This window comes from Muribaculum intestinale (genome assembly GCF_002201515.1).
Lineage (GTDB): Bacteria > Bacteroidota > Bacteroidia > Bacteroidales > Muribaculaceae > Muribaculum > Muribaculum intestinale.
The window spans coordinates 1,976,042-2,001,310 of record NZ_CP021421.1; the positions used below are offsets into that span (position 1 = coordinate 1,976,042).

12 protein-coding genes, 2 tRNA genes and 2 rRNA genes are annotated in these 25,269 nt (G+C 50.7%); 13 read left to right on the top strand and 3 right to left on the bottom strand.

Features of this window, described 5'->3' with window-relative positions:
- Position 1 precedes the first annotated feature (1 nt).
- Positions 2–322 (top strand): metal-sulfur cluster assembly factor, encoded by a 321-nt coding sequence (locus ADH68_RS07980; RefSeq protein ID WP_068961265.1) that lies wholly within the window; start codon positions 2–4, stop codon positions 320–322.
- 16 nt (positions 323–338) lie between these two features.
- The gene (locus ADH68_RS07985; protein WP_068961264.1) at positions 339–1,103 is read left to right on the top strand and encodes a UDP-2,3-diacylglucosamine diphosphatase; all 765 of its coding nucleotides are present in this window, start codon (positions 339–341) and stop codon (positions 1,101–1,103) included.
- Positions 1,104–1,709: 606 nt separating this feature from the next.
- Here the strand turns inward: ADH68_RS07985 and ADH68_RS07990 are convergent.
- Positions 1,710–1,785, bottom strand: a tRNA-Gly gene (locus ADH68_RS07990).
- A 181-nt stretch (positions 1,786–1,966) separates the two neighbouring features.
- On the opposite strand from ADH68_RS07990, the gene pheT reads away from it, so the two are divergent.
- The 7 genes from pheT to ADH68_RS08025 all read left to right on the top strand — a co-directional run bounded on the left by pheT (position 1,967) and on the right by ADH68_RS08025 (position 15,418).
- Positions 1,967–4,429: a phenylalanine--tRNA ligase subunit beta gene (pheT, locus tag ADH68_RS07995; protein WP_068961263.1), complete on the top strand. Its 2,463-nt coding sequence runs from the start codon at positions 1,967–1,969 to the stop codon at positions 4,427–4,429.
- A gap of 42 nt (positions 4,430–4,471) precedes the next feature.
- Positions 4,472–5,212 (top strand): YebC/PmpR family DNA-binding transcriptional regulator, encoded by a 741-nt coding sequence (locus tag ADH68_RS08000; protein WP_068961262.1) that lies wholly within the window; start codon positions 4,472–4,474, stop codon positions 5,210–5,212.
- A 96-nt stretch (positions 5,213–5,308) separates the two neighbouring features.
- Entirely contained in the window at positions 5,309–6,115 is an 807-nt protein-coding gene (locus ADH68_RS08005; RefSeq protein WP_084274081.1) for a TIGR02757 family protein, read from the top strand.
- 353 nt (positions 6,116–6,468) lie between these two features.
- On the top strand, positions 6,469–9,585 hold the full coding sequence (locus ADH68_RS08010; protein ID WP_068961260.1) for a chitobiase/beta-hexosaminidase C-terminal domain-containing protein: 3,117 nt from the start codon (positions 6,469–6,471) through the stop codon (positions 9,583–9,585).
- Positions 9,586–9,750: 165 nt separating this feature from the next.
- The gene (locus ADH68_RS08015; protein ID WP_133165697.1) at positions 9,751–11,961 is read left to right on the top strand and encodes a tetratricopeptide repeat protein; all 2,211 of its coding nucleotides are present in this window, start codon (positions 9,751–9,753) and stop codon (positions 11,959–11,961) included.
- A 125-nt stretch (positions 11,962–12,086) separates the two neighbouring features.
- The gene (locus tag ADH68_RS08020) at positions 12,087–13,460 is read left to right on the top strand and encodes an aminopeptidase P family protein (RefSeq protein WP_068961258.1); all 1,374 of its coding nucleotides are present in this window, start codon (positions 12,087–12,089) and stop codon (positions 13,458–13,460) included.
- A 515-nt stretch (positions 13,461–13,975) separates the two neighbouring features.
- Complete coding sequence (locus ADH68_RS08025; RefSeq protein ID WP_068961257.1) at positions 13,976–15,418, top strand: carbon starvation CstA family protein; 1,443 nt, start codon at positions 13,976–13,978, stop codon at positions 15,416–15,418.
- 23 nt (positions 15,419–15,441) lie between these two features.
- Here ADH68_RS08025 and ADH68_RS08030 read toward each other — a convergent pair whose 3' ends face one another.
- The gene (locus ADH68_RS08030) at positions 15,442–16,719 is read right to left on the bottom strand and encodes an NAD(P)/FAD-dependent oxidoreductase (RefSeq protein ID WP_157755877.1); all 1,278 of its coding nucleotides are present in this window, start codon (positions 16,717–16,719) and stop codon (positions 15,442–15,444) included.
- Between the two features lie 154 nt (positions 16,720–16,873).
- Here ADH68_RS08030 and ADH68_RS08035 point away from each other — a divergent pair, with 154 nt between their 5' ends.
- Positions 16,874–18,901 carry a tetratricopeptide repeat protein gene (locus ADH68_RS08035; protein WP_161953082.1) on the top strand — a complete coding sequence of 676 codons (2,028 nt, stop codon included), beginning with the start codon at positions 16,874–16,876 and terminating at the stop codon, positions 18,899–18,901.
- A 2-nt stretch (positions 18,902–18,903) separates the two neighbouring features.
- Here the strand turns inward: ADH68_RS08035 and ADH68_RS08040 are convergent, their stop codons facing one another.
- On the bottom strand, positions 18,904–19,755 hold the full coding sequence (locus ADH68_RS08040) for an RsiV family protein (protein WP_068961254.1): 852 nt from the start codon (positions 19,753–19,755) through the stop codon (positions 18,904–18,906).
- 668 nt (positions 19,756–20,423) lie between these two features.
- On the opposite strand from ADH68_RS08040, the gene ADH68_RS08045 reads away from it, so the two are divergent.
- The 3 genes from ADH68_RS08045 (at position 20,424) to ADH68_RS08055 (ending at position 25,268) form a co-directional block, all read left to right on the top strand.
- Positions 20,424–21,964 (top strand): 16S ribosomal RNA (locus ADH68_RS08045).
- Positions 21,965–22,142: 178 nt separating this feature from the next.
- Positions 22,143–22,216: transfer RNA gene (locus tag ADH68_RS08050), tRNA-Ala, on the top strand.
- 144 nt (positions 22,217–22,360) lie between these two features.
- Positions 22,361–25,268 (top strand): 23S ribosomal RNA (locus tag ADH68_RS08055).
- The 16S and 23S rRNA genes sit together here with 1 tRNA gene alongside, the layout of an rRNA operon.
- The last annotated feature ends 1 nt before the right edge of the window (position 25,269 follow it).

Below are 25,269 nucleotides of genomic sequence, written 5' to 3' on the forward strand. Positions count from 1 at the left end.
TATGACACCCAAAGAACGTCTCAAAATAGAAGAGCGCATCATTACGATGCTCAAGACGGTGTTTGACCCGGAAATCCCCGTCGACATCTATAGTCTTGGACTGATATATAAGATTGACCTTGCCGATAACGGTGACCTTACAGTCGACATGACGCTTACGGCCCCAAGTTGTCCTGCCGCCGACTTCATAGTCGAGGACGCTCGTATAAAACTCGAAAGCATCGAAGGGGTCAACAACGTGACCATAAATATTGTGTTCGAACCTGAATGGACCAAGGACATGATGAGTGAAGAGGCCAAGCTCGACCTTGGTTTTCTCTGACCGCATTTCAGAAGGCATGGTATATTTTATCTCCGATCTACATCTCGGCGCAACATATCTGCCCGATGCGCACGATTATGAGCGGCGTGTTGTCGACTGGCTTTACAGCATCCGCCATGATGTCACCGAGCTATATATGCTTGGTGATATACTTGACTACTGGTATGAATACCGCACGGTAGTGCCAAGAGGGTATATTCGCTTTTTCGGTGCGCTCGCGTCGCTTGCTGATGCCGGAGTGAAGATTTATTGGTTTATCGGCAACCATGATATATGGCTGTTCGATTATCTGCGCGATGAAATCGGTCTTACCGTTGTCGATGGAGTTCTTGAGACGGAGATTCTTGGCAAACGCTTTTTTCTTACACATGGAGATGGGGTTGGTAAGCTCCCACTTATATTCCGTGGCCTAAGATCCATATTCCGCAACCGTGTCTGTCAGAAACTCTACAGCGCTATTCATCCGCGCTGGACTATACCGTTTGCCCACAGATGGTCGACATCAAGCCGAGATTTCTGCAAAGATGACATTCCACAGTTCTCGGGACCGTCGTCAGAGCCGTTGGTCGCTTTCTCGGAATCATATTCAGCCACGCACCCTGATGTTGATTATTTTGTCTACGGTCATCGCCATGTGTTGGTTGATTATCCCCTTTCAACCGGCGCTCGTATGATAATTCTCGGAGATTGGATTCACCATTTCAGTTTTGCAAAATTCGATGGGGACACCATCTTATTGTATAGATGGAATGGAGAAACAGAAGAGAAAATCGGAGATTAATAAAAATTTACTTAACGCCGTTAATTTGGACTGTTTTTGTTAGTTATTGTAAATCAGTACTATATGAAATATTGCGAGCGGACTTTCCTAAAAATGATTAAAAAACATGTTGCTAAACATGCTTTTTATTTTTGTCACCTCGCAAAAAAGAATGACCTTTGTAACGCAAACCTAAAACAATCTTTTTTACCTTAGAAATTGTACCTATTGGAAACCCATAAAAGGGAGCTTGACGATAAGCTCCTTTTTATTTTTTTATACCCACGGTTCCGGGCTCTGCATCTTGCCGATTATTGTCAGAGCAATTCGAAATTTTACTACTATTAAACAAACTTCTTCGTATATTTGTGTGATATAGAAAGGACATATGAGCTACTTCGATACATTCATAGTGTTGACCCTGTTGGAAGATATATTTAAAGGGGTCAAGGATTTGGCTACCTCTCCCGAGACAGCCGGATGTTTTTGGGGCATTGTCGTAGGGCTTATTGTTGTATTATCAACAGCATTGCTTCTGGTTAGTATCGTCGGTTGATACGCCCTGGATATTAGTATGGATATGAAAAAACAGGCAATCAACCATGAGGTCAACTGTCTGTTTTATAGTGGAGCGGCAAACGAGGCTCGAACTCGCGACCCTCAGCTTGGGAAGCTGATGCTCTACCAACTGAGCTACTGCCGCAGATTTTATGTGCCACTTGTTTGTTGTGGCTTGGTTAACATTGCAAAATTAGATATTATTTTTTTATCGGGCAACCATTTTGCGGAAATAAATTGGAATCGGTCAATATCCCATTGGCAAAAATTTCGTAAATTTGCGCGTTAATAGCCCGTTTCGGGCTCATTTATTTTCCAACAAGACTATGAATATTTCATATAACTGGCTAAAACGCTATATCGATCTGGGCCTGGCACCCGAAAAGCTCGCCGAGGTTCTGACTTCAGTAGGTCTTGAGACCGGTTCGGTCGAAGAGGTTGAATCGGTAAAAGGCGGTCTGCGCGGTATCGTAATCGGCAAGGTGCTCACATGTGAGGAGCATCCCAATAGCGACCATCTTCATATAACGACTGTAGATCTTGGTGACGGACAGGCCACACAGATTGTATGTGGCGCCCCCAACGTAGCTGCCGGTCAGACTGTGGTTGTCGCTACGGTAGGCACCACTCTTTATGACGGTGACAAGGAGTTCCAGATAAAGAAATCCAAAATCCGCGGAGTGGAGTCGTTCGGTATGATTTGCGCCGAGGATGAAATCGGCATAGGTACTTCTCACGACGGCATTATCGTGCTCGCTGACGAGGTTGCTCCAGGTACTCCTGCCGCCGAATACTACCGGCTTCAGAGCGACTACATGCTTGAGGTAGACCTCACGCCCAACCGTGTCGACGCCGCCTCTCACTATGGTGTGGCCCGCGACATTGCCGCATGGCTTGACTGCCATAAGGGAGAGTCAAGAGTCGTGCGTCCCTCAGTCGATGCTTTTTCCATCAACCGTCCCGACGGAGCGCTTGCCGTGGAAGTCGACGATTATGCGGCCTGTCCACGTTATAGCGGTCTGACAATCCGCGGCATCAAGGTTGCCGAGAGCCCCGAGTGGCTGAAAACACTACTCAACACCATCGGCCAGCGTCCTATCAACAACATTGTTGACATCACCAACTTCATACTTTTCGGCATGGGCCAGCCGCTCCACTGCTTTGACCTCGACAAGGTGAAAGGAGGAAAGGTAGTCGTGCGCCATTGCCCCACAGGTACACCGTTTACCACCCTCGACGGTGTGGAGCACAAACTCGACGAGGCCGACCTGATGATATGCAACGCCGAAGAGCCAATGTGTATCGCCGGAGTATTCGGCGGCCTTGATTCAGGAGTTACAGAGGCTACTACCTCGATATTTATCGAGAGCGCATACTTCAATCCGACATCTGTGCGCAAGACAGCCCGTCGTCAGGGACTGAGCACCGACGCTTCGTTCCGTTATGAGCGCGGAACCGATCCCAATGCAACTCTCTATTGCCTCAAACTTGCCGCAATATTGGTGAAAGAACTCGCCGGCGGCGAAATCTGTGGCGAACCGGTAGATATTTATCCCGACGAGGTGAAACCGTTCCCGGTGCGCCTCGACTTCGCGTATCTCAACGGTCTTGTCGGCAAGGATATCCCCGCCGACCGAGTTGTGGCCATTGCCGAGTCGCTTGATATGGAGGTTGCATCGCGCGATGACAATGGTGTCGACCTCCTTGTGCCGACATATCGCGTCGACGTGCAGCGTCCCTGCGATGTTGTAGAGGATATACTCCGCATATACGGATACAACAATGTCGAGATATCCGATTCAGTCAAGTCGTCGCTGTCATATAAGAATTTCACTGACAAGGCCAACAATTTGCGCGAACTTGTGAGCGAACAGCTTACCGCGCAGGGCTTCAACGAGATACTCAACAACTCTCTGACTGCGGAACGCTATTTCGAAGGTTTGACCGAGCCGAAATGCATGCCTGTCAAGCTGCTTAATCCTCTCAGCACCGACCTCAATGTGCTGCGCATGACGTTGCTCTTCGGTGGCCTTGAGGTAATCGAGCATAATGTAAACCGTCGCGACCCGGATTTGTGCCTGTATGAATTCGGCAAGAACTACAGCTGCAATCCCGAGTCGGAATCGACCGCCGAAAATCCTATCGCGCCATACACTGAGACCGAATTGCTCGGCATATGGCTCACCGGCGATATCCGTCCTGCCGGCTGGACCGCTCCTGCCGAGAAGGCCACATTCTTCCATCTGAAAGGTGTGGTCCAGCAGGTGCTCGCCCGTCTTGGTGTATCGCCAAGAGAAATCGAGATGGTTCCCGCCGAGAATCCTCTGTTTGATGCCGCTACCGAAATCCGGACACGTTCGGGCAAGTCGCTCGGTGTGATGGGCATTGTGGCAAAGAACATGCTAAAGCGCTGCGATGTGAAAGTCGAGGTGCTGTATGCCCAGCTCGACTGGCTCGCGCTCGTACGACTTGCCACACGCCACAGGGTTACGTTTACCCCTCTGCCAAAGACTCAGGCCGTAAAGCGCGATCTCGCTCTGCTTCTCGACAAGTCGGTGACTATGGCGCAGGTCGAGAAAACCGTGCGCGACAGCGAGCGTAAACTTCTGCGCGATGTCGCACTCTTCGACGTATACGAGGGTAAGAATCTTGAGCCCGGCAAGAAGAGCTATGCAATAACCGTCACTCTGCAGGACAACGAAAAGACTCTTCAGGACAAGCAGATTGATGCCGTAATGCAGAAAATTGTCACCAACCTCACCAAGCAGTTCGGCGCGTCGCTCCGATAAGACACCATTAATAAATAATATAATTAACAACATACACCTACTATGGGAAGAGCTTTTGAATACCGCAAAGCAAGAAAACTGAAACGCTGGGGCAATATGTCGCGTACATTTACCCGCATAGGCAAGGAAATCACCATCGCTGCCAAGGCCGGCGGGCCCGATCCATCCACCAATCCGCGTCTGCGCGCGCTCATGCAGAACGCCAAGGCCGCCAATATGCCCAAGGACACTGTAGAACGCGCTATCAAGAAGGCTACCGACAAGGATGCCGGCGACTACAAGGAAATAACATATGAAGGATACGGCCCCCACGGTATCGCCATATTCGTAGAGGCAGCTACCGACAACAATACCCGTACCGTGGCCAACGTACGCTCATACTTTACCAAGCATGGCGGCAGCCTCGGCACACAGGGCTCGCTTACTTTCCTTTTCGACCATAAGAGCGTATTCAAGATTAAGCCCAAAGAGGGTGTCGGCCTTGAGGATCTTGAGCTTGAGCTCATCGACTATGGTGTAGACGAACTTGAGGATATTGTCGATGACGAGACCGGCGACGAGCAGGTAATCCTCTATGGAGCGTTTGAGGAATATGCCAACATCCAGAAGTATCTTGAGGACAATGGATTTGAAATCATATCATCGGAGTTTGAGCGTATCCCCAACGACCTTAAGGATGTAACCCCCGAGCAGCGTGCGGCTATCGAGAAACTGCTTGAACGCATTGAGGAGGACGAGGATGTACAGAATGTATTCCACAACATGCGCGAGGAGGCCGAATAAGCCGATACTGACCGAATAAACAGAGAATTAGCCATACATCGGATGACAGCATGCATGCTACCTGCCTGCCGCTGTCATCCTTTATTATAGATATACATGCATAACAGTATTGACAGGAATATGGAGTTTGATATTGACGACATGCGCGAGTTTCTTGAGCGAGAGGCCGCGTTGATCAACCGGCCGGAATTTATCAGCGACGACCCGGTGCAGTTTCCCCGTCGCTTTGAGTCGCTTGCCGATATAGAGATCGTGGCCCTCCTTTCCTCGGCCATAGCTTGGGGCAACCGCAAGATGATATGCCGCGACGCCGACCGCATGCTTGCCCTGATGGAGCATCAGCCTTACAGATATATGATGGAGCGAGGCTACGAGGATCTTGACCCGGATATGAATATACATCGTACTTTTTTTGCACGCAATCTTTCCAACTTCCTGTCGGGTATACGCGGCATATATGTGCGTCATGGTTCGTTGGCCGATTTCGCCCGCGCCCACAGGGTAGGGGAGGACGTGGCGCCGGCGTGGCGGCTTGTCGAACTCGTCAACGCCGAGCTCGACAAGGCTACTGATGGAATACACGACTCACGCTGTCTCCCCGGCAATCTTGCAGTTACTGCGCTAAAGCGTGTCAACATGGCTCTGCGATGGCTTGTGCGCGACGACGGCATCGTCGACATGGGCGTATGGAAAGGCGTCATTGACAAATCGCGTCTATACATACCCCTTGATGTGCATGTGGGCAACACGGCCCGATCGCTCGGACTTCTTGAACGTCGAGGCAACGACCGACGTGCCGTAGAGCAGCTTACCGGCGTGCTGCGCACTATGCGTCCCGCCGATCCGGTCTACTATGATTATGCCCTATTTGGCATAGGAGTTACCGGCAAGCAGCTTGACTGACATAAGAGCATGTTAAGAAACTGTTTAAAATTCATATTACTATGCTTTTGAGAGTCTTGTCGGTGTCTTTTCGCTTATTCTTCGGTCATGTAGCTGCGGCTACACTCCCTCATCACAAGCAAAAATCCATCAGACAATCCTTCTCAAAATCGGTATCATATAAATTTAAACAGTTTCTTAAAAATTGACTATATTTTTTAAACATGCTCTTAGTATATACAAATCATTGAATTATTTGGCGTCAATTATTTAACTATGGTTGCATATACGGAATGATTGTTGTAAATTTGTAAAAATAGTGAATAACATTATACCAATCGGTGCAAATTATATAAATAAATCACATTTATTGTATGAAAAAAGTTTACCACAAGTTTATGTCGCTCTTAGTCGTGCTGGTTGCAGCGCTACAGGCCAATGCCGGCACATGGAGCTACGACTGGCCCATATCGGCTACAAAAGATAAGGAAGCCGGATTCTATAATTTGGGCAGTGATAAGACTCTTACTACACAGACTCGTATCTTGAAGGAGCGTGAATGGACTATTAATGTGCCGGAAGGATGTTATCTTGGGTTCACTACTACATCCGGACAAATAGTAGGTAAAGTTGAGAGTGGAGTTCTCCCTGTTGATGGGTTCAATCTTGTTTCCGGCTCTTTTGAGGGGAAAATCAAGCGAGTGTCTGTTCAATCAAGAGTTGTGGCTTCCGTAGCGGAAGTGACTGTCAGTGTCAATGGCAAAGCGTATACCGCATCAGAAACACCGTCTTCTATCGCAGGGGATAAGCTGGTTGAGCACACATTTACCTCCGATGATATCCAGGAGGGTGAGATAAAGATGGAGTTCTCGCAGACCGGAGCGTCAAAACCATTCTACATAAAAAAAATCGAAGTAGAATGGGAGGAAGAGGCACCCGCGTTTGAGGCACCCGTACTATCGGTGGCCGCAGGCACTTACGATGAGGCCCAGACTGTCAGCATCACTGCTCCGGAAGGATGTGAGATTGTGTATACTACCGACGGAAGCAATCCGCGTGCATCTGAGACTGCGATTATATACAGCGCTCCGTTCACTGTCGCCGAAACCACTACTGTAAAGGCGGTTGCCCGCAAGGAGGGCGTTTACGGAGCTGTTGCTACAGTGCAGTATGTAATTCGCAAGGATCCCGGTATCAGCTTTGAGAAGAGCGAGCTTACCGTAGAGTGGCCCGACGATGCCGCCGGTGTTTATCTCAACAATCCCAATCGTGTGAGTGTCAGCTACCAATGTGACGACAATGCTGTGGCTTATGTCGACAAGACCGGCTGGATAACAACTGTAGAGAAAGGCGAGACTACCGTTCGCGCCATCTTTACAGGTGATGACACTTATTATCCGGCTGAGGCTTCCTACAGACTTTATGTAGTGGCCAAGCCTCCGATGGATGCGCCGGCGATTACTCCCGACGGAGGTGTATTTGATGAGGAAGTGACTGTTACTTTCACAGCCACCGACGAGCGTGCCCGTACTATATGGTATGTAATAGGAGACGCAGAGCCTGAAGTCGACCAGTGGGGACTGCTCCAGGAATTTGAAATCAACCATGAACCCGCTATGACCAAGACATTTACAGAGAGCACCACTATATGGGTGCAGGCTGTAGGTGATAACATATGGAGCGATGTGAAGAAAGCAACGTTTACTGTAAATCAGAAGCTGGCTGCGAAATTCACTGCCGCACAGACCGAGGTAAGCGTAGCCTCATGGCATTTTGACTCCGAGGATGAAATGTCGGACTGGACAGTGACCAAAGACACCCAATGGACAATGACTGCAAGCGATTACAGCTATACCGTGCCGGCGTTTACTTCGGTAAATCCGTCAAGCAAGTATTCTCTGTATCATCCATATGACCGCAACTATGTGTCGGATGCCGCATATACTCCCGAGATGGTTATTCCCGAGAACGCCAAGGTGCGTTTCTGGGCTGTGTTCAATCCAGTGTGGATATACGACGCCAACCTTCAGCTCATAGTTGTTGAGGGCGGAAGCAACGGGACTGTCGTATGGGATGCATTCCGCGTATCGCAGGAGGCTGCTATTGATGATGCAAAATGGACACAATATACTGTAGACCTGTCGGCTTTTGCCGGAAAGACCGTAGAACTCGCATTCCTTTATCAGGGCACATATGGCGAGGCCGTGATGATTGATGACATGGAAATCGTCACAGCCAATACCGGCGATGATGCTGTGGCATCAATTGTCACAGGCGAGCAGATTGACTTTGTAGACCTTTCGAGAGGTTATCCGGTGGCTTGGGAATGGAGTTTCCCGGGTGCCGAGACTGAGACCTCTGTGGAGCAGAATCCTACTGTTGTTTACAGCAATGCCGGCAGCTATGATGTGACCCTCACAGTCACCAACGAGAAAGGTGAGAAGAATACTGTCACCCGCAAGAACTTTATCAACGTGCGTGGCATTCCTCCGACGGCAGTAATCGGTGTGCCTGCTCAGGCTTACTATTCTCCTGAGGCCGCATTGGTGGTGCCCGTGGGTGTCGACCTTACATTCACCGACCTTACAGAAGGAAAGGTTGACAGCCGCGAATGGAAGATAGAGGGGGCCGACATCACAACCTCAGCCGACAAAGAGGTGACATTCCGCTATACACAGGCCGGTGTCTACGATCTCGACCTTACCGTAAAAAATTCGGTAGGAGAGTCCACCACATATCTCTATCAGATAAAGGCCGGGCAGGAGGCTAACGTATGGAACATCGCCGCATCAGAGAATCCCGACCTTACCAGTATCGCTCTTGGATGGTACGGATATTATGGTGGCACCAACTGGCTTGACATGCCGGCGTTTGCCGAGAAGTTTGCCAAGCCTCTCGCTCCGGCCGAGATATCATCGGTAAATGTCTACTTCGCCAAGGCTACTGTAGCGTCGGCTGATGCTCCGGTAGTTGTTTCAATAGCCAAGGCCGAGGACGGTCTGCCCGGTGAGGTCATCGCAACTTCACAGCTTAAGGCTTCGGAACTTGTCGACGCCTCTGAGACATACAATGATCCTACAGTGTTCATGTTTGAGTCTCCCGTACGTGTCGAGACTGAATTCTTTATTACCATCGGTGAATTCCCCAATGAGGATGGCGACGATATCGCCATGTATCTTGCACGCCGCAATATGGGCGACCGCAATACAGCTTTCCATCAGCTTGAGGTACTTGACGACAGCTACCGTCCCACCGGAGAGCGCGAATGGGTTGAAAACACCGACGAGGGTGGTATTTCATTTGCCATCTCGCCGCGACTCACCTACATCGGCGGTACATCGGGCATAGATTCTGTCGATGGAGCTTATGACCCTGAGGCTCCTGCCGAGTACTACAATCTGCAGGGTATCCGCATACCCTCCGACCGTGTGGTGCCGGGTATATATGTAGTGCGCCAGGGCGGCACTACAAGAAAGGTACTTGTGAAGTAACGCCAACACTTGGTTCTTGAATACGACGCGCCGCAGTCCGGTCATGGGTTGCGGCGCGTCTCGCATCTTTTTGGCTCGGTTTTTGTTATCTCTTTTGATGGGACTATTGTGCGGCAGCTGATATTCTGCCTTGGCATATCTCCCGCAAACTACGAAATCATACATATGGCTACAACACCACAACAATATATCCAACGTATTGACAGCTGCATAGGCGAACGCAGACTCAGGGATGCCTTTGTACAGTTACGCGCTTTGGCTGCTCTTGCCTCCGACTGGCGCATCACCGAGGATATCGACCGTCTGGAACAGACCTACCGGATGATGCTTGATTATGCGGCAAACGGGCAGTCGGACCCTGGACGTGACGACCTTTACACCTCGATAGTGGCAGGGATACGCTGTATAGCAGACCGTGCGCGCTATCGTATTGAGCGACGCGATTCACCGACTATGTATTACTCGACATTGCGGTATGAGGCTCTTCAGAAGGGTGACACCATGCAGGGGCTGCTTGACCGTTATCTGTCGCTGTCCGACCGTCATTCGGCGTTTAATGCCATACTCGGTAGAGGGGAGGCTGACAAAAAGTCAGATGCCAGGGAGCGTGAGTCTTTGGAGCGGCGTATTTTCATGCGGCTGTGGGTCGCATTCCCGATGTCGGCCGAACTTTCCTCTCAGCTTAAGGATGTATTTGTATCTGCCGCCTATAGCGATGATTTCAAGTCGTTGCTCATTTCATCCCTGCTGCTCGGACTCCTTGAGCATTACGACGAGCGACGTCTGATGCTCTTGCTTGACGTGTATGCATCCAGCCCCTCGGGACGCCTTGCCATGCAGGCTCTGTGCGGAGCTCTCATGGCCATGTATATATGTCGGAAATCAGTTGATGTGACACGTCTGAAACCACGGATAGAAGCTCTCCGCGACACCACTGTTTGGACGTCCGATGTGCAAAAGGTATTCATGCAGTTTATACGCTCGCGCGATACCGACAGAGTATCACATACTATTAATGACGATCTCATACCTCGTCTTAAGAAGTTGCGTCCCGATATGCTTAAACTCGACATGGATGCATCGTCGATTGACGACCTGCAGGAATTGTTGTCGGACAATCCGGAATGGAACGACATGCTCCGCGACAGCGGGGTGGCCGACAAACTCAAGGAACTGATGAAGATGCAGGAGGAGGGTGCCGACGTGATGATGCCTACGTTTGCCCAGTTGAAGACTTTCCCCTTTTTCCACGAACCGGCCAACTGGTTTATGCCTTTCCGTGCCGACCACACATCGATAACCGACGCTCTCGGCGATGAGGCTGCGAAAATCGGTGGTCTGATTGCCGCCGCACCGTTTCTGTGTGACGGCGACAAGTATTCGTTCTGTCTGGCACTGGCTGTAGCTCCGCAGGCTCAGCGGCGTATGATGTTGTCGCAGATAAATCCCGAGGTGCTTTCCGAACTGGAGATGCGCCAGGCCACTCTTGATGCGTCCGGCGATGCTTCGGCTCGCGACACTGCCGCCGGCAAATATGTGCAGGGGTTATATCGATTCTTCAAGCTGTTTCGGCGCAAGGGGGAGTTTGCCGATCCGTTTGCCCGTCCGCTCAATCTGCTTGCATTGCCGTTGCTTGAGAAAGATCTACATTCGCCCGAGACACTGAGTGCGGTGGGCGAGTTTTACTTCCAGCGCGGATATTATGAGGATGCAGCAGAAGTGTTGGAGATGCGTGTCGGCTCAGGCCCTGTCGATGCCCAGATGTTTCAGAAACTTGGCTATGCCTATCAGCAGACCGGTAGGCTGGATGAGGCTCTCCGCAATTATTCGCAGGCCGAGCTGCTCAATGCCGATAGCCTGTGGACACGTCGCCGGCTTGGCGCCGTGTGCCGTCTGCTCGGTCGCACGGAGGAAGCCCTCGAGCATTTCCGCATTGCCGAGAAGGCCCGTCCCGACGATGCCTCGATTGCGCTCAACATCGGACACTGTCTTGTGGAGCTCGGTCGCCACAAGGAGGCCCTCAACTATTTCTTCAAGGCAGAATTCATGGGTAAGAAACCGGAGCGTGCGGTGCGTCCTTTGGCCTGGGCACTGCTCCTTACGGGCGACACTGCCCGTGCCCGTGAATATTATTCGCGCCTCATCGCTTCACTGCCCACCTATGCCGACTATCTCAATGCCGGATACGCTGCCATGCTCGACAATGACATGCCCGAGGCTATCAGGCTTTTCTCTATGTCGGCCGACAGTTTCGACGGCGATTTTACCGGATGGCTCGACCGTTTCCGCTCCTCGCTTCCCTCTCTCTACCCCCTTGGCTTCGACCCGCTGCTTCCGCCTCTCATTGTTGACACACTCCTCTACCGTCATTCGTAATTTCGGGAGACATTGCAGAATTAAAATAAATTTTCTACGTTAGATAATAAAAACGGGGCATGAGTGTCCCGTTTTTTATTATCTTTGCATAGTTTACCGTTAATGAAAGATATATATATAATATAATGTTCAGCAAAGAAACATATACAGAACGGCGCCGCAGACTTGCCGAAAAGGTGGGCGGCGGGCTGATACTGCTGCTTGGCAATGATGAGTCGGGCCGCAATTTCGAGGATGCGCCTTATCCTTATCGTCAGGATTCGACATTTCTCTATTATTTCGGACTACCATATGCAGGGCTTAACGCAGTAATCGATGCCGACAGCGGCGAGTCGATACTGTTTGGCGATGAGCTGTCGATTGACCATATAGTGTGGATGGGAACACAGCCTACGCTCCATGAGAAGGCCCATAATGTGGGTGTGGAGCATGTAATGACTTCCGACAGTCTGCGCGGTGTGCTTGACGCTGCGCGCAAGGCCGGGCGGACGATACATACGCTGCCGGAATACCGGTCGGAGCATACATTAAAGCTGTGGCGTCTGCTCGACCTTAAGCCCGGTGACCATAAGGCGTCGGTAGACCTTATACGTGCCATAGTGGATCAGCGTAACCATAAGAGCGATGAGGAAATCGAGGAGATAGAACGTGCCTGCAATGTGACCGCCGACATGCATATCGAGGCTATACGCTGTGTGCGCCCCGGCATGTATGAGTATGAGGTGATGGCAGCGCTTGAGAGAGTGGCTGCAGCCAACAATTGTACGCTGTCGTTCAACACCATATGTACCATCAACGGGCAGACTCTGCATAATCCCTATCATGGTAATCTGATAAAGCCCGGCGACATGGTGCTGGTGGATGCCGGCGCCGAGACCCAGATGGGCTATGCCGGAGATATGACTTCGACCATACCGGCCGACCGCAGGTTTACCCCGCGTCAGAAAGCGGTGTACGACGTGCAGGTGGCCGCACATCAGGCTGCGGTGGAGATGCTGCGTCCTGGAGTGCCGTTTATCGATGTACACAACCGTGCGGCTGAGGTCGTGGCGCAGGGGATGAGAGAGCTTGGAATGCTGAGTTGTTCTGCGCAGGATGCCGTTGAAAGCGGTGCATATGCGCTGTTTTTCCAGACCGGTCTCGGGCATCTTATGGGACTTGACGATCATGATATGGAAAATCTCGGCGAGGTGTGGGTAGGCTACGACGGAAAGCCGAAGTCGACACAGTTTGGCCGCAAGTCGTTGCGTCTGGCTCGTCCGCTTGAGCCTGGCATGGTGCATACCATCGAGCCCGGGGTATATTTTATTCCTGAACTTATCGACCTCTGGAAGAAGGAGGGCCGGTTTGCCGACCAGATAGTCTACTCCGAGGTAGAGAAATGGCGCGACTGGGGCGGTGTGCGAAACGAGGAGGATTTCCTCATTACCGATACCGGTGCCCGCCGTCTTGGCAAGAAAATCCCTCTTACAACCGATGAGGTCGAGGCGATGAGATAAATTTGACACTCTCTTAGGCTCTGTTCCCCGGTGTTGACAGATACTGGGGAGCGGGAGTTTAAGAGCTTGTTTAATAATAAATGTTGCCGTTAGGGTCGTATAGCTTGAGTCGATTTTCGACATGTGACGAAGGAGTGTACTTTATGTACATGACTGAGGAGCAAGGCGAAAAGCTGCCAAGATATACGAGACAAAAGGTAACTTTATTACCTAATACAATCTCTTGCCTGCTTGTAAGATAAATGCAAAAATATATCAACGATATAACACAAATTACCTCCTGTCGGTCATTCGCCGGCATATTTCCGCCCGTTCTTCGGTCGTTATGGGACCCCATAACTCCCTCATCACAAGCGAAAATCTGCTCGCCGACTGACCGCCCTGACGGTAACATTTATTATTAAACAAGCTCTTAATGTGGAGATGTACGGGTATGTCAGAGGTATTGTACCGTATCTCCATATGCAACCGGTTGATTTGTATATGTATGTTGTAAAGAATAATAGACTATTTCCATGATTACATTTCTTTTGTGTCTGTCTGCGTTGATTGGAGCGTATTTTGTTTATGGAAAATATCTTGACCGACAGGCAGGTATTGACAGAGAGAAGCCGACTCCGGCTCGGCGTATGGCCGACGGTGTGGACTATATACGTATGCCACGCTGGCGTACTTTTCTGATTCAGCTCCTCAATATAGCCGGAACCGGACCTATATTCGGTGCCATACTTGGCGCGTGTTTCGGTCCGGTGGCTTTCATCTGGATTACTCTCGGCGGAATATTTTTCGGCGCTATGCACGACTATATGTCGGGGATGATGATTGTAAGAGGGGACGGGCGTAGTCTGCCCGAAATCATAGGAAGGTATCTCGGACCCGGAGTGCGGGATTTCGTGCGCGTATTCTCGATATTCCTGATGGTGCTGGTCGGCGCGGTGTTTCTGCTCAGTCCGGCGCAGTTGTTGGGTACTCTTGTCCCTTCTGTGCCACAGACATGGTGGGTAGGCATAATCCTGGTGTATTATGTAGTGGCTACCATGTTGCCGGTCGATAAGGTGATAGGCAAACTGTATCCTATATTCGGGGCCGCGCTTATAATGATGGCTCTCGGATTGCTCGGTGCTCTGCTTGTAGGGGACTATGGCATACCGGAGATGACCACATTTCACAATTATCAGCTCGATCCGCATGCTTTGCCGATAATCCCGGCTATGTTTATCACAATAGCGTGTGGGGCGATTTCCGGCTTCCATGCTACGCAGTCGCCTATGATGGCGCGCTGTGTTGGGAATGAAAAAGAGTGCAGAATGGTATTTTACGGAGCCATGATTTCCGAGAGTGTCATTGCGCTTATATGGGCGGCAGTGGCAATGGCTTTCTTCGGGGGAGCCGGTTCCCTGAGCCGGATTATGGCGGAGAACGGCAATAATCCGGCTTGGGCGGTCGATGTGACTTCGCGCGGTACACTCGGTGCGATCGGCAGTGTGCTCGCTATGCTCGGTGTAGTGGCTGCGCCCATCACATCGGGTGATACGGCTTTTCGTTCGGCACGCCTGATGATTGCCGATATATTCAATATCGACCAGCGGCCTCTTGTCAGGCGCTTTATGATTTGCCTGCCATTGTTTGCAGTAGGATTCGGCATAACTTTGGTCGACTTCGGTGTATTGTGGCGTTACTTCGCATGGGCCAACCAGACACTCGGCACTATAGTACTGTGGAGTATAGTGGTATGGCTTGCGTCGAGAGGTCGTAATTATGTAGTCGCCATGGTGCCTGCGGTCTGCATGACATATGTCATCACCTCGTTTATGTTTATCGGTGAGCAGTTCTTAGGTATGCAGAACCGGGTGGCGGCTTATGCGCTGGCCGGAGTGGCCACCTTGCTGATTGCCGCGGTGGTGATAAAGCGGATTCTCCCTTATCTGTCGAAAAAACGAGACCTTATAGTTGATTGACAGAGATATATGGTGAAGGTGGCTCAGGATTCTCCCCATCGGTGGCGCAGCGGGTATCTCTCGGGGTGTATTAGCAGGCGCAGTGAGGTCGGATAGGTGAAGTAGGCCCAGATCCAGTTGACAAGCACAGCTACTTTGTTGCGCATGCCAAGAATCGATATTAGATGCACGAACATCCATGCCATCCATGCCGGCCATCCTTTCAGGTGCAAGCGTTTCAAATCGGCTACAGCCCGGCCTCGGCCTATTGTTGCCATAGAGCCTTTGTCGTGGTAGCTGAATGTGCGATGCCAGGAATGTCGGTTGAGGTTGTGGGCAAGTGTGCGGGCTTGCTGTATGGCTACTTGCGCAAGTTGCGGACATCCACGGGGATTGTCGGATGTGGCGTGCAGCGAGATATCACCGATGGCCATTATATCATCGCCAAACCCTATGGCTCGGTTGAATTCGTCGACAAGTATGCGTCCGCCGTGGCCTAAGGAAAATGGGGTGCCGGTAGTATTGAACGTCGCAGCTGTAACTCCGGCTGTCCAGATAACCATTTCGGAATATATTGATTCTCCGTCGGCAAAGGTCAAGGTGTTGTCGCTGTAGCTTTTCATCTGGCGCCCGAGTTGCACGTCGACCATCAGATGGCGCAATGCTTCGAGTGCATATGCCGATGCTTCGTTGCTCATTGTCTGCAACAATCGGTCAGAGCCTTCAGCCAGAGTGATTGTCATTTCGTCGGGGTTGATTGTAGGGTACTCCCTTTTTAAGAGGAAGCGCTTCATCTCTCCAAGCGCGCCGGCAATCTCAACACCTGTAGGGCCGCCTCCGATTACAGTGAAGCTGAGCAGACGCCGGCGCTTGTCGGCATCGTGGCATATGGCGGCCCGCTCAAATCGGTCGAGAATCTCATTGCGGCAACGCAGGGCTTCGGATGTGCGCTTTATCGTGAAAACGTATTTGTCGAGGTCGGCCATGCCAAAGAAGTTGTTGCGTGTGCCGGCTGCAATGACAAGCCTGTCATATGATATAGTCTCGTATTGGGTTGTGACAGTCTTTTTGTCCGTATCGATGCTTTTTACTTCGCCAAAATGGTATTCTGGCAGAGGTTTGAGTTTGCGCATCTCTCTGCGGAACGGGAAAGCTATGCTTGCCGGGTCGAGGCCCGCCGATGCAATCTGATAGAATAGGGGAGGAAAACTATGATAGTTGTTGCTGTCGATAAGAACCACATCGTATAGTCGCCGATTGATGTGCTTTACAAGGTATATTCCGGCAAAGCCGCCTCCGACAACCACTAATTTTTGTTTCACACACATGATGTAATTGTTATTTTTATCTAAATTGTCTCATTTTCTAACTTTATCACGTAACTTTACACGGAAATGGAGGTCTGAAACAGTATCGCCGTTTTGCCGTGCCGGCATATGTCATCCGGCAGGATTACCGCATTTTGTCGCAATGAAAATGAAATATCTAAAGTATATACTGTTTTTCTCAATATTATGTTCATTCGGCGGGAATGTCCATGGACAGATTAACACCGACCAGGTAATGCGTGTCGGTCAGAATTCACTGTATCTGGAGGATTATGTCCTGTCAATACAGTATTTCAACCAGGTGATAGCTGCCAAACCTTATCTGGCACAACCATATTTCTATCGTGCGATTGCTAAGATTTCGCTGGAGGATTATATTGGAGCCGAAGATGATGCTTCGACTGCGATATCATATAACCGGTTTATCACCGGAGCCTATGAGGTGCGCGGTGTGGCGCGACAGAACCAAGGCAAACTTAAGGAGGCCGTGGAGGATTATGACCGTGCACTTGAGCAACTGCCAGAAAGCCGTGGACTGCTGCTCAATAAAGCTCTTGCTCTTGAGGAATTAAAGGATTATAAACGGTCGGAAGCCACTTATGACGAACTGTTTCGCTATCATCCGCGATATGATAATGGCCTTGTGGGTCGTGCACGGCTCTATCTTGCGATGGGCGATACGGCAAAGGCAAGCGCTGACATAGACCGTGCGCTTGATTTGAACAAGAATAATGTGAACGCATACGTGATGCGAGCTGACATAGCTATAAATTCAGCAAAGGACTATGCTCGTGCGAGAAACGATATGGATGAGGCGATAAAATTACAGCCTCATTTTTCTGGATATTTCGTGAACCGCGCGTTTCTTCGATATCAGCTTGATGATTATTTCGGAGCCATGGCCGATTTTGACTATGCCATACAGTTGGATCCTTCGAGTGTGCCGGCATTATTCAATCGCGGTCTGCTTCGTGCTGAGGTAAATGACAATAATAAGGCTATTGATGACTTCACACGTGTGCTTGCGCTTGATCCGGATAATTACAAGGCAATGTATAACAGGGCTTTGCTGTCAAAGGAAATTGCTGATTACTCAGGGTCAAATGCTGACCTTGACAAGGTGATAGCTGAGTTCCCTTCTTTTTCAGGCGCATATTTTGTGAGGTGCGAGAACTACCGTCTTATGGGTGAGCGTGCAAAGGCCGAACGCGATTATAACAAGGCTATGGCTCTGTCTAAACAAGCGGTTCCGGCCGATGAGGGTGCTGATGTTGATGCGGATGCCGGCGGTTCGCAGCAAGGTAAGGAGGAGACTCAGGAGCAGGTGGCAGCACGCTTTACATCGCTGTTGACTGTAGACAACAATGCTACTGTAAAAGAGGAATATGCAACCGAGGGCATAAAGGGGCGTGTGCAGGATAGGAATCTGGCGATAGAAGTTGAACCTATGTTCACCCTTTCATATTATGTCACAACAACGGAAATCAAGGAAGTCCCATATTATATAAAGGAAGTGGATGACCTTAATGCGACACGTGCTCTCAGATTTCTGTTGATGACAACTAACAGGGAACCTCAGCTATCGGATGAGGATGCCATCGGCAAGCATTTTTCATCAATAGAGTATTATAACGGGTATCTGGAAACACACCGTCCGCGTGCGATTGATTATTTTGGGCGCGCTATGGACTATTATACTCTGCATAATTATGCTTCGGCAATGGCTGATCTTGACAGAGCTATCGCTCTTGCTCCTGATTTTACGCTTGCCTATATGCTAAGAGCTAACGCTCGCATGAAAAATGCCGAGATGGATCGTCTGTCGCGTGATACAAAACGCGAGGGCATCCTGCCGGAGATGGCCGGACAGACATCAAAAATGGTGGCGGCCGAAGTGATGGCAGACCTTGACAAGGTAATAGAACTGTCACCGAGAATGGCAATAGCATACTATAATAAAGGTAATATGTTGCTCCAGTCGGGCGATTATACATCCGCTTTGAGCGCATATTCCGTCGCTATAGATATCAAGCCTGATTTCGGTGAGGCGTACTACAACCGAGGATACATATATCTTAAACTTGGCAATAAGGAGGCTGGCGTGGCAGACCTTAGTAAGGCCGGGGAGCTTGGAATAGTGCCCAGCTATAATCTTTTGAAGCGTTTTACACGTTGAACTCAGATTTCTGTTGATGACAGTAACCGTAATACTTCAGGTGAGAGGCATTTACGGATGGTATAATACGGTACGGACACATCAATGCTTCCGGTCGAATAGGGTGCTATGTCGTATGGGTTGTAATGGAATACGATATTGTAGCCCTGTAGGTAGAACTCCGGACTTACGAAAATCTGGTTTGAAAAAATCCCATAATTGTCGAGTTCGTTGAGTGATCTTACCTGGCACATTGCCATGAGTTGTTCTTGAATTGCCTTTAACAAGGTTTCATCGCATCCGGCTTTGAATGCAAGCTGAGGAGTGATGACACGGGTGGAATCGAAATCATAGTTTATAAAACGTGATACAGTCATGCCGTGGGCGCCTCCATCATATGAGGCTGTCATTATCTGATATACGATATAGCTTGGGCTGAATGTTATCGCTGATGCGATTTTGTCGCGATATAGAGTCATCGTTTGTCCTTCCGAGGGGATGGAGTCGATTTCTTCCATTATATATGTATCGCTTCCTTCCGGCGAATCGAGGGCGGCAAGAATAGTCTCGTCAATTGAAGTTTTCGGAGTTTCATATATTGCCGTTATTATCGAATCCTGAAGTGGCTGTATATTAATGCCTCCTAATTCTTCGGGCCATTGGATTGTTAGATGCACCTTGCTGTAGATTGGCAGCGAATCTGCAAAAACTGCATTTGCGCCTTTGCATATATAGTTGCGTGTCGCGCTCTTTACCGTTTGCACAATCTGGAAATTGGATATAGTACTTTCGTTGGATGTGTAGGAGGACTTGTGGCTACATGCGACTGCAATTATGCTAAGGAGTATGGACGATGAAATATACAGGGCTTTCATTAGGCGTTATTTTTATGGAAGAAAATTTGAAAGATAAATTTTGCGCTTATTTTTTGCGCATGATGACTTGATAATTATATAACGTGTGGTATGTCCATTTTGCTCATCGTGTATATAGGGGAATAATGAGACTTTAAAGTATTTGTGAACAAAGGTTAAAGTAGGATTGTTATTTGTTTGAGGGATAATAGTATAGTTTTAAAAGCATGTTTTGCGACATAATTTTCTTGTCAAAAAATTTGGAGGTAATATGGAAAGTGTCTAACTTTGCACTCGCTTTTGAGAAACACCCCACGGGTGAACGACTCAAGGCCGTCCGGCAGAGGCCGGGGTGAGGCAGACGCCAAGAAATAAAAACAAAAATTTCTTCGAAAAAGTTTGGAAGTTAAGAAAGAAAGTTATTAACTTTGCAACACTTTTCGCTTCCGGTCTTCCGGGCCGCAAGGGAGCGTCTGACAAGAACATTGAAAGCATTTACAATAGACAAGTAGTACAAGAGAAAGGGTCTGCCGCCGCAACGACGGCGGTATGACATGAAAGTCTCTTAGCCAATTTCTGAGCCAAGCGCAATAAGCGGTCGGGACATGACACTTCGGGTCGGCGATTCATTGGTTCACAAACCGCGCAGCGGTCGTGAAAGCAATAGAAAAAACAAAGACAAAATACATACAACGAAGAGTTTGATCCTGGCTCAGGATGAACGCTAGCGACAGGCCTAACACATGCAAGTCGAGGGGCAGCGGGGAGCGAAGCTTGCTTTGCTCCGCCGGCGACCGGCGCACGGGTGAGTAACGCGTATGCAACCTGCCCGTTTCAGCGGGATAACCCGGAGAAATCCGGCCTAATACCGCATGTGGCCGAGGGGGAGGCATCTTCTTTCGGCCAAAGGAGGCAACTCCGGAGACGGATGGGCATGCGTGACATTAGCTTGTTGGCGGGGTAACGGCCCACCAAGGCGACGATGTCTAGGGGTTCTGAGAGGAAGGTCCCCCACACTGGTACTGAGACACGGACCAGACTCCTACGGGAGGCAGCAGTGAGGAATATTGGTCAATGGGCGAGAGCCTGAACCAGCCAAGTCGCGTGAAGGATGACGGCCCTACGGGTTGTAAACTTCTTTTGTCAGGGAGCAATTGAGTCCACGTGTGGGCTTAGCGAGAGTACCTGAAGAAAAAGCATCGGCTAACTCCGTGCCAGCAGCCGCGGTAATACGGAGGATGCGAGCGTTATCCGGATTTATTGGGTTTAAAGGGTGCGTAGGCGGAATATCAAGTCAGCGGTAAAAATTCGGGGCTCAACCCCGTCGTGCCGTTGAAACTGATGTTCTTGAGTGGGCGAGAAGTATGCGGAATGCGTGGTGTAGCGGTGAAATGCATAGATATCACGCAGAACTCCGATTGCGAAGGCAGCATACCGGCGCCCAACTGACGCTGAAGCACGAAAGCGTGGGTATCGAACAGGATTAGATACCCTGGTAGTCCACGCAGTAAACGATGAATGCTAATTGTCCGGAGGGATTGACCTCTGGGTGATACAGCGAAAGCGTTAAGCATTCCACCTGGGGAGTACGCCGGCAACGGTGAAACTCAAAGGAATTGACGGGGGCCCGCACAAGCGGAGGAACATGTGGTTTAATTCGATGATACGCGAGGAACCTTACCCGGGCTCAAACGCAGGAGGAATACATTTGAAAGGGTGTAGCTCTACGGAGTCTTCTGCGAGGTGCTGCATGGTTGTCGTCAGCTCGTGCCGTGAGGTGTCGGCTTAAGTGCCATAACGAGCGCAACCCCTATCGACAGTTGCCAACAGGTTAAGCTGGGAACTCTGTCGAGACTGCCGGCGCAAGCTGAGAGGAAGGCGGGGATGACGTCAAATCAGCACGGCCCTTACGTCCGGGGCGACACACGTGTTACAATGGCGGCCACAGCGGGAAGCCAGGCGGCGACGCCGAGCGGAACCCGAAAAGCCGTCTCAGTTCGGATTGGAGTCTGCAACCCGACTCCATGAAGCTGGATTCGCTAGTAATCGCGCATCAGCCACGGCGCGGTGAATACGTTCCCGGGCCTTGTACACACCGCCCGTCAAGCCATGGGAGCCGGGAGTGCCTGAAGTACGTGACCGCAAGGAGCGTCCTAGGGTAAGACCGGTGACTGGGGCTAAGTCGTAACAAGGTAGCCGTACCGGAAGGTGCGGCTGGAACACCTCCTTTCTGGAGCGACCGCACAAGCGGTGAACTCAGGAGGAAACGACGACCTTAACGAAGGCAAAACGTCAGCCGGACCGTAAGGTTTGGCCGGAATGACACAGAGAGGCGTTTCGGGTCATATCCCGGTCTCTTTACTGCTTGGATATTGTTTTCCCATACCGCATCTTCATGATGTGGAAACGGGGGATTAGCTCAGCTGGCTAGAGCACCTGCTTTGCAAGCAGGGGGTCAACGGTTCGAATCCGTTATTCTCCACACAGGAAGGAGCACATTGACATACTGGAAGCAGTCATGATAAAAGTCATGACAGACAAATCGAAATACGAGTGACCAAATTGGCAAAGTATACTACAATATACGGCGGGCTCATCTTATGATGAGTCAAGTCAAAAGACACCAAGGAAAGGAGACAAGGGCACATGAAGGATGCCTTGGCTCTCGGAGGCGAAGAAGGACGTGACAAGCTGCGATAAGCCGCGGGGAGGGGCAAATACCCATTGAGCCGCGGATTTCCGAATGGGGCAACCCACCGGAAGCGATTCCGGTATCTGCGGTATGCGCAGAGGCGAACCCGGGGAACTGAAACATCTCAGTACCCGGAGGAAAAGAAAATAACAATGATTCCGCAAGTAGTGGCGAGCGAACGCGGAGGAGCCCAAACCGGAGATGTGGCAACGCATCATCCGGGGTTGTAGGACCTGACGACAAATTTGGTATCCAGGATAGCCGAACCGGCTGGAAAGCCGGGCCGTAGCGGGTGAAAGCCCCTTAGGCGAAATCCGGAGGATATTGAAGAGACAGGCACCTGAGTATCGCGGGACACGAGAAATCCTGCGAGAATCAGCCGGGACCATCCGGCAAGGCTAAACACTACCGAGAGACCGATAGCGAACCAGTACCGTGAGGGAAAGGTGAAAAGAACCTCGAACAGAGGAGTGAAACAGACCCTGAAATCATGTGCCTACAAGCGGTTCGAGCCCTTGAGTGGGGTGAGAGCGTGCCTTTTGCATAATGAACCTACGAGTCACCGTCGCCGGCGAGGCTAAGTGTCATCAGGCACGGAGCCGGAGCGAAAGCGAGTCTGAACAGGGCGTCAGAGTCGGCGGAGGTGGACGCGAAACCAAGTGATCTACCCTTGGGCAGGTTGAAGGTGGGGTAACACCCACTGGAGGACCGAACCGGTAAGCGTTGAAAAGCTTTCGGATGACCTGAGGGTAGGAGTGAAAGGCCAATCAAACTTGGAGATAGCTCGTACTCCCCGAAATGCATTTAGGTGCAGCCTCGGGGTCAGTACCGCGGAGGTAGAGCGACCGATAGGATGCGAGGGCTTCACCGCCTATCAAGTCCTGACGAACTCCGAATGCCGCGGCACGATCCCCGGGAGTGAGGGCGCGGGTGCTAAGGTCCGCGTCCGAGAGAGGAACAACTCAGACCACCGGCCAAGGCCCCCAAATGCGGGCTAAGTTGAAGACCATAACGAGGTGGGATTGCCTTGACAGCTAGGATGTTGGCTTGGAAGCAGCCATTCATTTAAAGAGTGCGTAACAGCTCACTAGTCGAGTGATCCCGCATGGATAATAATCGGGCATAAGTCCGCTGCCGCAGCCGTGGAATCTCAAATAGCTTTGAGATTGGTAGGGGAGCATTCCGCACGCCGCAGAAGGTGAGGCGCGAGCCTTGCTGGAGGTACCGGAAAAGCAAATGTAGGTATAAGTAACGATAATTGGGGCGAGAAACCCCAACGCCGAAAGACCAAGGGTTCCTGATCAACGCTAATCGGATCAGGTTAAGTCGGGACCTAAGGAGAAGCCGCAAGGCGTATCCGATGGACAGCCGGTCAATATTCCGGCACCCGGCGCAAGAGTGATGCGGCGACGGAGAAGTGACACATCCGCGTGCTGACGGAATAGCACGTTAAACCGCGTAGTTATATACGGCGCAGTCAAGTACACGCTGTATGATGAAACGGGACAGTACCGAGAAGCCCCGGCGGATCGGACAGAGATGGTAATCCGGCTCCCAAGAAAACCCGCTAAACAAATCTTGCGTTGGCCCGTACCGTAAACCGACACAGGTGGTCGGGTAGAATATACTAAGGCGCTCGAGAGAATCATGGTTAAGGAACTAGGCAAATTGACCCCGTAACTTCGGGATAAGGGGTCCCCGCTGCAAGGCGGGGCGCAGAGAATAGGTCCAGGCAACTGTTTAACAAAAACACAGGGCTATGCAAAGTTTAAAGACGAAGAATATAGCCTGACACCTGCCCGGTGCCGGAAGGTTAAGAGGAGATGTCATCGCAAGAGAAGCATTGAATTGAAGCCCCGGTAAACGGCGGCCGTAACTATAACGGTCCTAAGGTAGCGAAATTCCTTGTCGGGTAAGTTCCGACCTGCACGAATGGTGTAATGATCTGGACACTGTCTCAACCATGAACTCGGTGAAATTGTAGTATCGGTGAAGATGCCGATTACCCGCAACGGGACGAAAAGACCCCGTGAACCTTTACTGCAGCTTAGCACTGTGACCGGGTGTGCGATGTGTAGGATAGTCAGGAGACAGCGAATCAGGGACGCCAGTTCCTGAGGAGTCGACGTTGAAATACTGACCTTCGCACATTTGGTCTCTAACTCTCGTTTGAGAGGACACTGCTTGGTGGGTAGTTTGACTGGGGTGGTCGCCTCCAAAAGAGTAACGGAGGCTTCTAAAGGTGCGCTCAGGCCGATTGGTAACCGGCCGCAGAGTGTAATGGCACAAGCGCGCTTGACTGGGAGACAAACAAGTCGCACAGGTAGGAAACTAGAGCATAGTGATCCGGTGGTTCCGCATGGAAGGGCCATCGCTCAAAGGATAAAAGGTACTCCGGGGATAACAGGCTGATCCCTCCCAAGAGCTCATATCGACGGAGTGGTTTGGCACCTCGATGTCGGCTCGTCACATCCCGGGGCTGGAGAAGGTCCCAAGGGTTAGGCTGTTCGCCTATTAAAGTGGCACGCGAGCTGGGTTCAGAACGTCGTGAGACAGTTCGGTCTCTATCTGTTGTGGGCGTAGGAGATTTGCGAGGGTCCGGCACTAGTACGAGAGGACCGTGCTGGACAGACCACCGGTTTACCGGTTGTACCGCCAGGTGCACCGCCGGGTATCCGCGTCTGGACAGGATAAGTGCTGAAAGCATCTAAGCACGAAGCCCTCCTCAAGATAAGATCTCCTCCATATAGGGTCGTTGCAGACTACGACGTAGATAGGTTGCAGGTGCAGGGGCAGCAATGTCCACAGCCGAGCAATACTAATAGCCCGAACCCTTTCCGGGG